At 74.3% G+C, this 14835-nt stretch carries 11 protein-coding genes; 4 read left to right on the plus strand and 7 right to left on the minus strand.

Annotated features, from left to right (window positions below; genetic code table 11):
- Positions 1-50: 50 nt before the first annotated feature.
- Both ACFC0G_RS02945 and ACFC0G_RS02950 read right to left on the minus strand, forming a co-directional pair.
- On the minus strand, positions 51-1205 hold the full coding sequence (locus ACFC0G_RS02945) for an acyl-CoA dehydrogenase family protein (RefSeq protein WP_376396238.1): 1155 nt from the start codon (positions 1203-1205) through the stop codon (positions 51-53).
- Positions 1202-2335, minus strand: a complete 1134-nt coding sequence (locus ACFC0G_RS02950; protein WP_376397253.1) for a CaiB/BaiF CoA transferase family protein — start codon at positions 2333-2335, stop codon at positions 1202-1204. The genes ACFC0G_RS02945 and ACFC0G_RS02950 overlap by 4 nt, the downstream gene beginning before the upstream one ends.
- A 241-nt stretch (positions 2336-2576) precedes the next feature.
- On the opposite strand from ACFC0G_RS02950, the gene ACFC0G_RS02955 reads away from it, so the two are divergent.
- Positions 2577-4265 (plus strand): class I adenylate-forming enzyme family protein, encoded by a 1689-nt coding sequence (locus ACFC0G_RS02955; protein WP_376396241.1) that lies wholly within the window; start codon positions 2577-2579, stop codon positions 4263-4265.
- Positions 4266-4331: 66 nt separating this feature from the next.
- Positions 4332-5375, plus strand: a complete 1044-nt coding sequence (locus ACFC0G_RS02960) for an LLM class F420-dependent oxidoreductase (RefSeq protein WP_376396244.1) — start codon at positions 4332-4334, stop codon at positions 5373-5375.
- 35 nt (positions 5376-5410) lie between these two features.
- Here ACFC0G_RS02960 and ACFC0G_RS02965 read toward each other — a convergent pair whose 3' ends face one another.
- Both ACFC0G_RS02965 and ACFC0G_RS02970 read right to left on the minus strand, forming a co-directional pair.
- Positions 5411-6061 (minus strand): response regulator, encoded by a 651-nt coding sequence (locus ACFC0G_RS02965; protein WP_376397256.1) that lies wholly within the window; start codon positions 6059-6061, stop codon positions 5411-5413.
- A gap of 2 nt (positions 6062-6063) precedes the next feature.
- Positions 6064-7287, minus strand: coding sequence for a sensor histidine kinase (locus tag ACFC0G_RS02970; RefSeq protein WP_376396247.1), 1224 nt, complete (start codon positions 7285-7287; stop codon positions 6064-6066).
- A gap of 83 nt (positions 7288-7370) precedes the next feature.
- Here ACFC0G_RS02970 and ACFC0G_RS02975 point away from each other — a divergent pair, with 83 nt between their 5' ends.
- Positions 7371-8336 (plus strand): ATP-binding cassette domain-containing protein, encoded by a 966-nt coding sequence (locus ACFC0G_RS02975; RefSeq protein WP_376396250.1) that lies wholly within the window; start codon positions 7371-7373, stop codon positions 8334-8336.
- Positions 8337-8338: 2 nt separating this feature from the next.
- Positions 8339-9088, plus strand: a complete 750-nt coding sequence (locus tag ACFC0G_RS02980; protein WP_376396253.1) for an ABC transporter permease — start codon at positions 8339-8341, stop codon at positions 9086-9088.
- Between the two features lie 72 nt (positions 9089-9160).
- Here ACFC0G_RS02980 and ACFC0G_RS02985 read toward each other — a convergent pair whose 3' ends face one another.
- The 3 genes from ACFC0G_RS02985 to ACFC0G_RS02995 form a co-directional block, all read right to left on the minus strand.
- Positions 9161-11197 carry a BTAD domain-containing putative transcriptional regulator gene (locus tag ACFC0G_RS02985; protein WP_376396256.1) on the minus strand — a complete coding sequence of 679 codons (2037 nt, stop codon included), beginning with the start codon at positions 11195-11197 and terminating at the stop codon, positions 9161-9163.
- Positions 11198-11291: 94 nt separating this feature from the next.
- A complete protein-coding gene (locus ACFC0G_RS02990) occupies positions 11292-11486 on the minus strand; it encodes a hypothetical protein (protein WP_376396259.1) in 195 nt (64 codons plus the stop codon).
- A 135-nt stretch (positions 11487-11621) separates the two neighbouring features.
- On the minus strand, positions 11622-14678 hold the full coding sequence (locus ACFC0G_RS02995) for a BTAD domain-containing putative transcriptional regulator (RefSeq protein ID WP_376396262.1): 3057 nt from the start codon (positions 14676-14678) through the stop codon (positions 11622-11624).
- Positions 14679-14835: the final 157 nt, after the last annotated feature.

The following is a 14835-nucleotide window of genomic DNA, read 5'->3' on the forward strand; positions in this document are numbered from 1 at the left end:
GTGGCCCCGCCGGTTGCCCGGCGGGGCCACGGTCGTACGCAGGGGCGAGGTCAGTAGGACTTCGGCAGCCCCAGGGTGTGGTGCGAGACGAAGTTGAGGATCATCTCCCGGCTCACCGGGGCGATCCGCGCCACCCGGGAGAGCGTCAGCAGCGAGGCGAGCCCGTACTCGGTCGTCAGGCCGTTGCCGCCCAGGGTGTGGATCGCCTGGTCGACGGCGTGGGCGCAGGCCTCGGCGGCGGCGTACTTGGCCATGTTGGCCGCCTCGCCCGCAGCCATGTCGTCGCCCGCGTCGTAGAGTTCGGCGGCCTTGCGGGTCATCAGCCGGGCGAGTTCCAGCTCGACGTGGATCCGGGCGAGCGGGTGGGCGACGGCCTGGTGGGCGCCGATCGGGGTCGACCACACCTGCCGGGTACGGGCGTAGTCCACGGCCTTGTCCAGGGCGTGCCGGCCCAGGCCGACGGCGAACGCGGCGATCATGACGCGTTCGGGGTTCAGCCCGGCGAAGAGCTGCTGGAGTCCCGCGTCCTCCTCGCCGACCAGCGCGTCGGCGGGCAGCCGCACGTCGTCCAGGACGAGTTCGAACTGCCTCTCCGGGGCGCTGAGCTCCATCGGAATCTCGTGGTGGGCGAAGCCGGGGGTGTCGCGCGGGACGACGAAGAGGCACGGCTTGAGGCGGCCGGTGCGGGCGTCCGCCGTCCGGCCCACGATCAGGGTGGCGTCGGCCTCGTCGACCCCGGAGACGAAGACCTTCCGGCCGGTGAGCAGCCAGTCCGTGCCGTCGCGGCGGGCGGTGGTGGTCAGCCGGTGGGAGTTGGACCCGGCGTCCGGCTCCGTGATGCCGAAGGCCATCCGGGAGGAGCCGTCGGCCAGTCCGGGCAGCAGCCGGCGCTTCTGCTCCGGGGTGCCGAAGCGGCTGATGACCGTGCCGCAGATGGCGGGCGACACGACCAGCATGAGCAACGGGTTGCCGGCCGCGCCGAGTTCCTCCATGACGAGCGAGAGTTCGGTGATCCCGCAGCCCCCGCCGCCGTACTCCTCCGGCAGGTTGACCCCGAGGTAGCCGAGCCGTCCCGCCTCCGCCCACAGCTCCTTCGGGGAGCGCGGGTCGGGACCGGCGCCGCCCCGGCCGCGCGCGAACGCGGCGACGGCCTCCCGCAGCGCCCGGTGCTCGGCGCTCTCCGCGAACGCGCCGCGCCCGCTCATCGGTCCAGCTCCGCGAGGATCTCGGCGGTGTGCTCGCCGTGCCCGGGGGCGGCACCGCGCAGCGAGTCGAGTCCGGCGCCGAACAGGACGGGAAAGCGGACCTGCCGGCGCGGCTCCTCGGTCGGCGACCCCGGCAGGGACCCGACCAGGTCGCGGGCGGCGACGTGTACGTCGGCCAGGAACGCGTCGGCGGTCTCGTACACCGGCGCCCAGGGCAGATCCAGGCCGGCGAGCGCGGCGCACCACCAGGCCAGGTCGCGGCGGGCGAAGACGCCGGTGAGCAGCTCCCGGATCCGCCCACGGGCCCGGGTGCGCGCCGCGCGGCGGTCGTACGCGTCGTCGTCGAGCTCGGGGAACTCCCCGGCGAAGGCCGTGCGGAAGGTCAGCCAGAACTTGTCCTCGAAGGTCGCGAGCGCGATCCGGCCGCCGTCGGCGGCGGTGAACACGTCGTTGTCGCCGGTGACCAGGGGGTTGTCGGCGGGGTCGGGCAGCGTGCGCAGAGGCAGCGCGAGCGGTCCGGCCCAGGCGGCGGCCGCCTCGTGCAGCGACACGTCGAGGTGCTGGCCGTGGCCGGTGGCGCGGGCGGAGGCGACCGCGACCGCGGTGGACAGCGCCGCGTACATCGCTCCGGCGAGGTCGGCGATCCTCAGGCCCACCCGGTCGACGCGCTCGCCGGGGCGGTGCGGCACGGCGAAGAAGCCCGCCAGTGCGAGGAAATTGAGGTCGTGGCCGGGCCGGGAGGCGTAGGGGCCGTGCTGTCCGAAGCCGGTGATCGAGCACAGCACCACCCGCGGGTTGGCCTCGCGCAGCCGCGCGTACCCGAGGCCCATGGCGTCGAGGACGCCGGGCCGGTGGCTCTCCACCACGGCGTCGCTGCGCTCCACCAGACGCAGCAGGGTGTCCCGCCCGGCCGGGTCACGCAGGTCCAGGACGAGGGAGCGCTTGTTGCGGTTGAGCGCCGCGAACGTCTCCGGCTCGACCAGCCTGCCGTAGTCGCCGCCGTCCGGGCTCTCCACCTTGACCACGTCGGCGCCGAGGTCGGCCATCAGCACCGTGGTGAATCCGCCGGGCAGCAACCGCGAGAGATCGAGGACCCGTATGCCGTCCAGGGCCGGCCAGCCCGCCGTCATTTCCACCTGCGACTCCTTTCGCCCCCGCGGCCTCCGGTCGAGGGCGGGCACAAGCGGGCGCACGTTACCGGCGTCCGGACGGCCGGCCCTGGACGGGATCTGCACGGTTCCTGCCTCCCCCGTCCGGTTCCCTCCCGGGAGGGAACGGCTTCCAGCCGCCGGGGGATCCGGCGTCAGGGGCCCGCGCGGTGGGATGGGACCAGCGCCGGACGGACCGGCAGCCCACCGCCGAGGAGTCACCATGCAGGTCAGCACCGCACCGGCCGCCCCGCGCACCGGCACCCCGCACGCCGGCGTTCCGCACATCGAGACCCCTCTCGTCGAGTCGCTCCGCCCCGCGGACACCGAGGCGCCGCTCTCGGACCACACCGTCGGCTCCCTGCTGCGCGAGGTCGCCGCGGGCCGGCCGGACGCTCCGGCCCTGGAGTCGGTCCCGGACGACGGCGGCGCCCCGCGCCGCTGGACGTACGCCGAGCTGCTGGCCGAGGCCGAGAGCGTGGCGGGCGGGCTGCGGGAGCGCGTCGGACTCGGCGCGCGGGTCGCCCTGTGGGCGCCGAACGTCCCGGAGTGGCCGATCGTCGCGTACGCGGCGGCGCTGGCCGGGGTGACGCTGGTGACGCTCAACCCGGCGCTGCGGGCCGGCGAGCTGACGCACGCCCTGCGCACCTCCGAGGCCGAGATGCTGATCCACGCCGACGCCGTCCGGGGTTACGACATGGCCGGGACGGTACGGGCGGTGACTCCGGACCTGCCGGGTCTGCGGCACGTCGTGCCGCTCGCCGCGTGGGAGTCGCTGCGGGGTGCCGCGCCGCTGCCCTCTCAGGAGGAGATCGCCGCCGTCCCGGCGCAGATACAGTTCACCTCCGGCACCACCGGCGACCCGAAGGCGGTACTGCTCTCGCACCGGTCCGTGGTCAACGTGGCCCGGCTGACCTTCGAGGGGCTCGGCGTCCACGACGGCGCGACCGTGGTCTCCCCGCTGCCGATGTTCCACACCGCCGGCTGTGTCATCTCCTGCCTGGGGCCGCTGTGGAGCGGCGGCGTCTTCACGCTCCTGGAGCGTTTCGACCCCAAGGTCCTCTTCGAGGTGCTGCGCCGCTCGCCCGGCGCGGTGCTCACCAGTGTGCCGACGGTGCTGACCGCCCTGAACGACGTGGCACGCTCCGCCGACGGCGCGCCGGCCCGGCTCTCCTCCGTCCTCACCGGCGCGGCGCCGGTGCGCCCGCAGCTCATCACCGAGACCGAGGAACTGTTCTCGACCACGGTGTTCAACCTGTACGGACAGACCGAGCTGGCCTCCGTGGTCACCCTGACCCGGCCGGACGACACCGCCGAGGACAAGACCAGCACCGTCGGCCGGCCGCTGCCGCACGTCGCGTGCAAGATCGTGGACCCGGACACCGGCCGGGTGCAGCCGCTCGGCGTCCCCGGCGAGATCTGCGCCCGCGGCTACCAGCAGCTCCTCGCGTACTACGGCGACGCGGAGGCCACCGCGCGGAAGGTGGACGCGGACGGCTGGCTGCACACCGGGGACCTCGGTTCGATGGACGCGACCGGTGCGGTCCGGATCGAGGGCCGGCTGAGCGACCTGATCATCCGGGGCGGCGAGAACATCGCGCCCGGGCCTGTCGAGTCCTTCCTCAGCACGCTGCCCGGCGTCCGCGACGCCCTGGTGGTGGGGGTGCCGGACGACCGGTGGGGCGAGATCGTCGCCGCGGTGCTGCTGCCCGCCGCCGACCGCCCGGAGGGCCCGGACGTCGAGGAGTGCGTCGCCCTCTGCCGCGAGCAGCTGTCCCCGCACAAGATCCCGGCCCGGTGGTACCTCGCGGACGGGCTGCCGCTGACCGCCTCCGGGAAGATCCAGAAGTTCCGGGTCCGGGAGCTGATCGCCGAGGGCGCCCTCCCCCGCCTCGACGCACCGCGCGCCTGACGCGTGCTGTCGAATCCCGCCTCTGACGTCCCGTCACCCCGCCGACGCACCCCCGGAGCCCCCGCCATGAAGATCTCCATGCAGCTGAAGTACGACACCGACATCGTCGCCGCGGCCGGCCAGGTGGCCGAACTTGAGCGGGCCGGCCTCGACCTGGTCTGGGTGCCGGAGGCGTACGGCTACGACGCACCCAGTTTCATGGGCTTCCTCGCCGCCCGCACCGAGCGGATCGAGATCGGTTCCGGCATCCTCTCGGTGTTCAGCCGGACGCCCGCCCTGCTGGCGATGACCGCGGCCGGCGTCGACGCCCTGTCCGGCGGACGCTGCCACCTCGGCCTCGGCTCCTCGGGCCCGCAGGTCGTCGAGGGTCTGCACGGGGTGCCGTACGCCGCGCCGGTGGCCCGGACCCGCGAGACCATCGAGGTCATGCGCGCCTTCTGGCGGCGGGACGAGCCGGTGCGTCACCAGGGGTCCACGATCACGCTGCCGCTGCCCGAGGGGCAGGGCACCGGCCTCGGCAAGCCGATGCGGCTGCTGACGCCGCCGGTCCGCCCGTCCGTCCCGGTGTGGGTGGCCGCGCTCGGCCCGAAGAACGTCCGGATGGTCGCCGAGACCGCCGACGGCTGGCTGCCGCTGTTCTTCGTCCCCGAGTGGTGCGACCGGGTGTGGGGGCCTGCGCTCAAGGAGGGCGCCGCGACCCGCGCGCCCGAGCTGGGCCCGCTCCAGATCTCGGCGGGCGGTCTGCTCGCGATCGGCCCGGACGCCGAGCGGGCCCGGGAGCTGGCCCGCGGCCAGCTCGCGCTGTTCGTCGGGGGCATGGGCGCGCCCGGCCACAACTACTACCACGACCTGGTCAGCCGGTACGGCTATGCCCGTGAGGCGGAGACGATCCAGCGGCTGTTCCGGGCCGGCGACAAGGCCGGGGCCGCGGCCGCCGTGCCCGCCGCACTGCTCGAAGCCACCACGATCTGCGGCACGGAGAGCTATGTGAGGGATCGCCTGGACGCCTACCGCGAGGCCGGGGTCACCCATCTCCAGGTCGTGCCGGTGCCGCAGGAGGGCGAGTCCGAGGCGACGGTGGTCTCCCGCCTGAAGGACCTCGTCGGCTGACGGATGCCGTCGGCCCCGGGAGCCCCGGAGCCTTCTCAGCCCACGCCGACGAACCCCGACTCGTACGCCAGGACCACCGCCTGCGTCCGGTCGCGCGCCCCCAGCTTCGCCAGGGTGCCGCTGACATGGGTCTTGACCGTCTGCACCCCCAGGAACAGCTGCGCGGCGATCTCCGCGTTGGACATCCCCCGCGCCATCAGCCGCAGCACGTCCGCCTCCCGCTCCGTGAGCTGGGCGCGGGCCAGCGCGTCGCCCGGCTCTCGGGCCTGACGCCCCTCCACCAGCGAGCGGATCGCGGCGGGGAAGAGCACCGAGTCCCCGGTCGCCACGGTTCGGACGGCCTGGACGATCTCGGCGGGCCGGGACCGCTTGAGCAGGAACCCCGACGCCCCTTCCCTGAGCGCCTCGTAGACGTAGTCGTCCCGCTCGAACGTGGTGATCACCAGGACTCTCGGCGGGTCGGCGACGGCGGCCATGAGATCGCGGGTCGCGGTGATGCCGTCGACGGTGGGCATCCGTACGTCCATGACGACGACGTCCGGGCGCAGCCTCCGGACGAGCGGCACCACCTCGCAGCCGTCGGAGGCCTCGCCGGCCACGGTGATGCCCTCGGCGTTGCCGAGGATGGCCGACATGCCGGCCCGGACGAGCTCCTCGTCGTCGACGAGGAGTACGGAGATGTCCATGATCACGATCCCAACCGTAGGGGAAGACGGGCGCTGACGGTCCAGCGCCCCGATGCGGCTCCGGCGGTGGCCCGGCCGCCCAGCAGTGCGGCGCGCTCCCGCAGACTTCGCAGCCCCTTGCCGGTGCCGGGAGCCCGCGGGGCCTCCTCCACCAGCGGGTTCGCGACGGTGAGCCGGACCTGTTCGCCGGTGACGTCCAGGTCGACGTCCACGGGTGAACCGGGCGCGTGCTTCATGGCGTTGGTGAGCGCCTCCTGAAGGATGCGGTACGCCTCGCGGGAGACGACGCCCGGCACGGCGTCGACCTCGGCGGCGGTGCGCGAGCGCACCGTGACGCCCGCCGCGCGGCTGGCCTCCAGGAGCTGTCCGATGTCCGCGAGCGTGGGCCGGACGGTGCGGGCGGCCAGCTCGTCTTCCTTCAGATAGCCGAGGGTGCGCTCCAGGTCGTCCATGGCGCGGCGGCCGGTGTCCTCGATGGCGGTCAGCGCCCGGATCGCGAAGTCTCGGTCGGTGTGGATGAGTTCGCGGGCCGCGCTCGCCTGCAGCACGGTGACCGTGAGGGCGTGGCCGATGGAGTCGTGGAGTTCGCCCGCGAGCCGGTTGCGGGCCAGCAGTTCGTCCGCCCGGCGCTCCGCCTCCGCGAGCCGCTCGGCCGTCGAGGGGCCCAGCAGCCGTCGCGCGAGGGCGAGTTGGACGTGCCCGGCCCATACGACCAGCACGAACGCGGCGAGCAGCAGCGGCGGCACCAGGCCCAGGTACCAGATGTGCCGGTGGCCGCCGGGGATGGTGACGCCGAGGATCGTCCGGGCCCCCTCGACGGCGGGCGCGGACGCCAGCGTTCCCGTGACGGACAGCAGCTGGGCGACGACCGTGGCGACGAGCAGTCCCCACCAGCAGCGCAGCACCAGCCAGACGCTGGTGCGCCGGCGGTCGGAGAGACTCCGGGCCGGGGCACGGCCGATGTCGTTCTCGTCGTCCGGAACGAGCAGCAGCCGCGCCTGGATGCCCTCCGCGCGCCGCGTCCCCGGCACCAGGCCGAGCAGCAGCAGGGGGACCACCGGCACGAGGGCGCAGGCCGCGAGGGTACGGCCCAGGTTGTCGGTGATGCCGGGCCACACCAGCACGCAGACCGGTCCCACGGCCCCGCCGAGCAGCAGATGGAGCCCGCGGGCGTACGTACGGCCCTGGCGCAGGGCGTCGTGGAGCGTCGACGGCAGACGTCTCATGTGGATCAGCTCCCTCCCCGGGGGGAGGTGACTCCCGCCGTCGGGGGATCCGTCCGGGGCCGCCGGACGATTGGCTTGGGGACATGAACAGGGACAACGGAACGGCGCACGGTGCGGGCGACGCACCCGCCGTGGAAGTACGGGGTCTGGTGAAGGCCTACGGCGACAGGACGGTGGTGCAGGGTCTCACCTTCCAGGTGCGGGCCGGTTCGGTCACCGGCTTCCTCGGCCCGAACGGTGCGGGGAAGTCGACCACCCTGCGGATGATCCTGGGGCTTGACCGGCCCACGGCGGGCGAGGTGCTGATCGCGGGACGGCCGTACGGCCGGCTGGTCGAGCCGCTGCGCCACGTCGGCGCGCTGCTGGACGCCGGCGCGGCGCATCCGGGACGAACCGCGCGCGACCATCTGCTCTGCATCGCCCACGCCGGGCGCATGCCGCGGGCGCGGGTCGACGAGGTGCTGGAGCAGGTCGGCCTGGAGTCCGCGGCCCGTCGGCGGGTCGGCGGGTTCTCGCTGGGGATGCGTCAGCGCCTGGGCATCGCCGCGGCTCTGCTCGGCGACCCCGAGGTGCTGATCCTCGACGAGCCGGTCAACGGCCTGGACCCGGAGGGCATCCGCTGGCTGCGGCACTTCCTCAAGGGGTTGGCGGCGCGGGGGCGGGCGGTGCTGATCTCCAGTCATCTGATGACGGAGACGGCGCTGCTTGCGGACCGGCTGGTCGTGATCGGCCGGGGCCGGCTGCTGGCGGACGTGTCCATGGCCGAGTTCGCCGCGGAGCACGGCCGCTCCCGGGTGCGGGTGCGGGCCGACGAGCCGGAGCGGTTGCGCGAGGCCTTGGTGCGCAAGGGGCTGCGGGTGGTGCCGGGCGACGGCGGCGCGCTGGAGGTGCACGCGGCGGAGGCCGCCGATGTCGGCCGGATCGCGGCTCACGAGAGGGCCGCCGTCCTGGAACTGGTCCAGGTCGAGGACTCGTTGGAAGAGGCTTTCATGCGGATGACCGCCGATTCGGTGGAGTACGGGGGGCGACCCCTCGGAGAGGTGGTCTGACGATGTCTGTCAACGCGGTGCTCCGCTCGGAGTGGACGAAGATCCGCTCGGTGCGTCCGGTCCTGTGGTCGCTGCCGCTGGCCGCGGCCCTGCTCGTCGCCATCGGCGCCGGCGTGTCGGGGTCGGTCGGCCCCGAGGAGGCGGACGGCCCGGGCTTCGACCCGGTGCAGCTCGGCTACTACGGCATCCTCTTCGCCCATGTCGTCGTGATCGCCTTCGCCGTTCTGGTCGTCGGCAACGAGTACCAGAACGGCGCGATCCGGGTCTCGCTGGCGGTGGTGCCCAAGCGCGGCCTGATGTACGCGGCCAAGCTGACCGTCGGGGCGGTGCTGGCCCTGGTGGCCGGCGTGGTCGCCTCGCTGTGCACGTTCTTCCTCTCCCAACGCCTGCTCGGCGAGCACGGCACGGCGTTCGGCGATGCGGGGACGGTGCGGGCGATCGTGGTGGGGGCCCTGTACTTCCCGCTGCTCGCGGTCATGTGCATGGGGTTCACGGCGATGCTGCGCAGTCTGATGCTCTCCATGGGCGTCCTGGTCCCGGTGCTGTTCCTGGTCTCCCCCGTGCTGGCCGAGATCCCCGGCCTGAAGGAGCTGGCCTGGTACCTGCCCGACCGGGCCGGCCAGTACGGGCTGCGGCTCGACCCCGCCGTCGCGGCGCCCTACAGCCCCATGACCGGGGTGCTGGTCATGGCGGTGTGGGCGGCCGCGGCGGCGGTCGGCGGCTGGCTGACGCTCCGCACCCGCGACGCGTGAGCGCTCCGCCGCCGTGAAGGACGCGTGAGGGGACGGGGACGGTGGGCATCGACGACCGTCCCCTCACGCCGTTCATCGCTCCCAGGCGTGGAGGCGTACGAGGGGCGGAATCGCGTACTCCTCGCCGGCGCCCGCCGGGGGGTCGAGCAGATGGTGGTCGACAAGCCGCTCCAGGAGGTCCTCCGCCTGGCGTCCGCCGCAGCGCAGCACGGCGGCCGCTCCTGCGGGGGTGAACGCCCGGTCCGCGGACCGGGCGAGGGCGCGCACGGCGTCGGGGAGCACGGGGTCCAGGCCCTCGTACGCGGAGGTCAGCCGTTCCCGTACGGACAGGTCTCCGGCGACCAGCTCCGACAGCCGCCGCTCCTCGTCGGCCAGCCGGTCCGCCAGCCGGGCGAGGGTCCAGTGCGGGCGGGCGGCTAGCCGCATGCCCGCGATCCGCACGGCCAGCGGGATCCCGTCGCACAGCTCGGCAACGGTCTCGGCCGCCGTCCGTTCGGCCAGCACCCGCCGCTCACCGGCGATCCGGGCGAGCAGGGAAACGGACTGGTCGGCGGTGAAGCGCTCGACGCGGAAGGGCTGGGCGCCCTCCAGACCGGACAGCGGGATCTGGCCGGCCAGCAGCGCGGCGCCGCCGGGGCCGGACGGCAGCAACGGGCGGACGGCGCGTTCACCGGGTGCGTCGTCGATGACCACCAGGACCCGGCGGCCGGCGACGGACTCCTGGTAGAGCGCCGCGAGTTCGGCCTGCCCGGCGGGCAGCCCGGCCGTCGGCACGCCCAGCGCCCGGGCGAAGTCGCGCAGCACGGTGCGGACCTCGTCGGGCGTGCCGGTGCGCAGCCGGGCATGCAGGACGCCGTCGGGGAAGTGGCGGGAGACGGCCGCGGCGATCTGGACGGTCAGGGCGGACTTGCCGACGCCGACGGGTCCGTGGAGCACGGCGACCGGGGCCGCGCCGAACGCGGCCAGCGGCCCCTGCCCGGTCAGGTACTGCCGGACCTGGAAGTGCTCGGCCCGGCCCACGAAGTCCCCGACGCTCCGCGGCAGCTGGACGGAGCTCGGCGCGTCGGACCGGCCGGCGGGCTGCGCCGTCCTCGCCGTCGCGGCCGGGGCGTCCTCCCCCAGCACGGCCATCTGGGCCTCGCGGAGTTGGGCACCGGGCTCGATGCCGCTCTCGACGCGGAGCCTGCGGTCGACCGCGGCGAACAGCTCCAGCGCCTCCGCCCGGCGGCCGGAACCGGCGAGCGCGGCGAGCAGCCGAGCGTGCAGGCCCTCGTGCAGCATCTCGTGCCGGGCGATCGGCCCGAGCTGGGCGAGCACCTCCTCGTACTGGCCGCGGGCGAGGGCGAGATCGGCGAGGCGCAGCGCGGAGGCGACGCGCAGGCGGGCGTGCTCGACGGCGGCGGCGTGGCGGGCCAGCCGTGGCGGGGCGCCCTCCAGGAGCGGCCCGCGCCAGAGCCGCAGCGCCTCGGCGAGCAGGGCCTGTTCGTGCACCGGGTCGTCGCCGGCACGGGCCCGCGCGGCCTCGTGCGTCAGCCGGCCGAACTCCAGGACGTCGAGTCGGCTGTCCCCCTCGATCCGGAGCTCATAGCCGCCGCCGCGCCGCAGAACCGCGGTCCGGCCGGCGCCGGGCAGGGTGTGCGCCTCCAGCATCAGCCGGATGCGTGAGATGTAGGTGTGGATCAACTGGCCGAACGTGTCGGGCAGTTCGCCGTCCCAGAGGACCTCGATGATCTCGTCGCGTTCGACCACCTGATGGGCCTGGAGCGCGAGCAGTCCGAGCAGGGTCCGCTGCTTCGGCGTTCCGGTGAGCAGTTCGGCCGCGCCGCGCGTGGCGGAGAGCCGGCCGAGGATCTTCAGGACCAGCGGGGCGTCCTCGGGGACCTCCCCTTCGGCACCGGCCGTGGCACCGACCTGCGCGAGCAGCGCGGGTTCGTCCAGGGCTTCGGCGATTCTGCGCAGCGATCCGGATCTCGGGGCGCGTACCCGGCCCCGTTCGATCTCACGGAGCGTCCGCAGACCGATCCCGGACTTCTCGGCGAGGTCCCGCTGGCTGACCCCGTTGCGGGTCCGCGCGGCACGGACCAGGGTGGCGACGTCTCGTTCCGCCAACGCCGCCGGACTACCACCCGTCATGACTCCCCCATGCATGCTCGTTCGTTTCGCCGTCCGTCCCCGTCGTCCGCGACGGACCGCGCCGACGTGGTCAGCCGCGGCTGTTCCACTCCTCCTGGGGGTCGGTGACGATCGGGCCGTCGGCCACGACGGTGCTCGGCGCGGGGGCCGAGAGCTGCTGTTCGGCGACGGCCAGAACCGAGAGGCCGAGCATCAGCGCGGTGGCCGCGACGCAGGCGGTGCGCAGGGTGTGGGCGGTGCGGGTGGTGGAGGTGATCGCTCGCATGTCTCGGTCTTCCGTTCGCTCGTCGTTCGTGCTGCCGAGTGAGACTCTGCCAACTGTCGATCTACGCTGGATAAATCCTGGATATGCGCTCTGAGCTGCGGATATATCGTTCCTGCCGGAGGGCCGGGGGCAGCTTCACAGGGGTTCGCCGAGGGCTGTGAGGAGGGCCGCCGCGTGGTCGGCGTCGGGCAGCCCGAGCCGGGTGAACAGCGTGTGGGCCTGCCGGGCCCTGGCCGCCGCGACCCCGGAGTCGCCGAGGTCGGCGAGGGTACGGCCGAGCACCAGGAGGGCGAGCCCCTGGTCGCGCTCCGCGCAGCGCTGCTCGCACAGCACCAGCGCACGGCTCGCCTCCCTGACGGCCTCCTCCCGGCGGCCCGTGGTCCGCAGGGTCTCGGCCAGCCGGAAGCGGGCCTGCGCCTCCTGTCCGCGGATCTGCCAGGCCGCGCACAGGTCCAGGCACCGGGTGTGGCTCGCGATCGCCTCGTCGTACCGCCCCAGTTCGTGCAGGGCCATGCCCTGCACGTAGAGCGCGTAGGCGGCGCCGTGATGGTCCTCGACCTCCCGCAGCGCGGCCAGCGCCTCGGCGCACGCGACGAGCGCCTCCTCGGCGCGGCCGCCGCTCAGCCGGGCCTGCGCCGCGTTGAGCCGCGTCACCAGTTCGCCCGAGCGGTGCCCGAGCTTCTCCGCCAGCTCGATCGCCTGGTCGTAGCAGTGCACCGCGTCCTCGTAGCGGTGCTGGAACTGCGCTATCAGACCCCGGTCGTTGAGCGTCTGCCGGAGAATCACCCGGTCGCCGACCCGCTCGCAGGCCTCCGCTGCGAGCCGGGTGAACAGCTCGGCCTCGGCGAGCCGGACGCTCTGCAGGGCGGCGTTCCCGCAGACGAAGCGGGCCCGCCCTGCGACATGGTCGTCGCCGCGCAGCGCGGCGGTCTCGGCCAGCGCCTGCGCGGCGGCGGCGAGCTGCCCGTACGGGATGTCCTTGCCGAACGGCGTGAGGGCGATGAGCAGGTCGGCGGCTACGCGCAGGATCCGCGGGGCCGCCCCGGCGGGGCTGCGGGCGGCCAGCATCACCGCGTTGGTGAGGCATTCGAACTCGGCGGTCACCCAGGCGCGGGCCGCCGCTAACCCGGCGAAGTGAGGCGCGGGCACGGAGCCGGGGGTGAGGAAGATTCCGTCCGGGTCGCCGGGCACCATGCACTGGAAGGCGGCGCGCCCGGCGGCCAGCAGGTGGTCGAGGAGCGGCGGCAGCACGGGGATGCCGGCCTCGGCGCCGCCGTCGCCCGGCGACACGCCGAGCTGGAGCGCGAAGGACCAGACGAGGTCGTGGTAGCGATACCGGCCGGGCTGCGGGGCCTCCAGCATGGCCGCGTCGACCAGGGACTCGAGGATCTCCTCGGTGTCGTACGGGTCGAGACCGAGGGCCGCGGCGGCCACCCCCAGTCCGATGCTGGGCCGGGCGACCGGGGCGAGGAGCTGGAAGGCGCGCGCCTGTTCCTGCGGGAGCTGGCGGTAACCGAGTTCGAAGGTGGCCGCGACGGCCAGGTCACCGGCGCGGAGCTCGCCGATGCGGCGGCGCTCGTCGGCGAGCCGACGGGTCATGGTCTCGATCTGCCAGCGCGGCCGGGCGGCGAGGCGGGCGGCCACGATCCGGACGGCGAGCGGGAGATGTCCGCACGCGGTCACCAGTTCGGTCGCTGCGGCGGGCTCCGCCTCCACGCGTGCGGCGCCGACGATCGCGGTGAGCAGCTCGATCGCCTCGTCGGCCGCGAAAACGTCCAGGGCCACGGCGGTGACCGCGCTGGGGATGCCGACGAGCCGGGTCCGGCTGGTGACGATCACGGCGCAGCCGGCCGAGCCGGGCAGCAGCGGGCCCACCTGGGCGGGGTCCCGGGCGTTGTCGAGGAGCAGCAGCATGCGCCGGCCGTCGAGCAGGGTGCGCAGGAGCCGGGCGCGGTCGTCGGTCATGACCGGGAGCGCGTGCGGCGGCACGCCCATCGCGGCGAGCATGCTGCCGAGGACGGCCGACGGGTCGGCGGGCTCGAGACCACTGCCGCGCAGATCGACGTAGAGCTGCCCGTCGGGGAATTCGTGCTTGATCCGGTGGGCGACCCGCAGGGCGAGGGTGGTCTTGCCGAGGCCGCCCATGCCGCTGATGGACGCGACCGGGAGCGAGGTCCGATCCGGGGCGGTGAGGACCCGGCTCAACTCCTCGACCTGTTCGGCGCGGCCGGCGAAGTCGAATGCGTCGGCGGGGAGTTGGGCGGGGCGGGCCAGAACCGGTGCGGCGGACTCGGGGTCGGGTGCGGAAGTGGTGCCGGTGTCGGGTTCGACGGTCCGAAGCGCCGGGGAGGGCTGCGGATCCTCGGGACTCCGCGGGTCGCGGGGGGCCTCGGGGGCGGCTGCGACCGGCGCGGTGCCGCGGACCGAGACGTCGAGGAGCGGGTCGCCCGCGAGGACCCGTTCGTGCAGCGCGGTCAGTTCGGGACCGGGGTCGACGCCGAGTTCCTCGGCGAGGACACGGCGTGCTCGCGCGTAGACCGCCAGCGCGTCCGCCTGCCGCCCGGAGGCGTACAGGGCGCGCATGAGAAAGCCGTACGGCCGCTCCTGGAGCGGGTGTTCCTGTGTGAACACGGTGAGGTCGGGAATGACCGCGCCGTACCGGCCCGCCTGCAGCTCATGAGCGAAACGTTCCTCCTCCAGCCCCATCCGCAGCTCGGTGAAACGAGCCCGCTGCTGCTCGGCGTACGGGCCGGGCACTCCCGCCAGCGGCGCGCCCTGCCAGAGGCCGAGCGCCTCGGCCAGCAGCCGCCCGCAGGCCTCGTCGTCGCCCCCGGCCCGGGCCCGGCCGGCCTCGGCGGCGAGCTGCTCGGCACGGTGCAGGTCCACCGAGAGCGGCGGCGCCACCATGCGGTAGCCGTCGGGCTGGGAGAGCAGCAGCCGAGGTGCGGCGGAGTCCTCCTCCAGGAGCTGCCGCAGCCGCCACACGTAGGTGCGCAGGCTCGCCAGCGCGGAGCCCGGGGGCTCCTCGCCCCAGACCGAAGCGATCAGTTCGTGCGTGGAGGCGACCCGGCCGGAGCGCAGCAGCAGCGCCACTAGCAGGGCCTGCTGCTGGGGAGAACCGATGGTGATCGGCGTCTCGCCCCGGTGCACGGACACGGCTCCGAGCACGCTGAACCGAATCGACCCCCCCATGGATCCTGCCTTCTGCACTCGCGTCTTCGCGACCCCCCGTCGCACAGTCGCCGGACGCCAGGCGTCCGGTCACGAGATCATTACACGGCCCGCAAGGAAGCGGCACCTGCCCCCGGGAATGTTTCCCGCGAACCCGTGCCCGGCATCGGGCCCGAAC

This window comes from Streptomyces sp. NPDC056169, assembly GCF_042268445.1.
Lineage (GTDB): Bacteria > Actinomycetota > Actinomycetes > Streptomycetales > Streptomycetaceae > Streptomyces.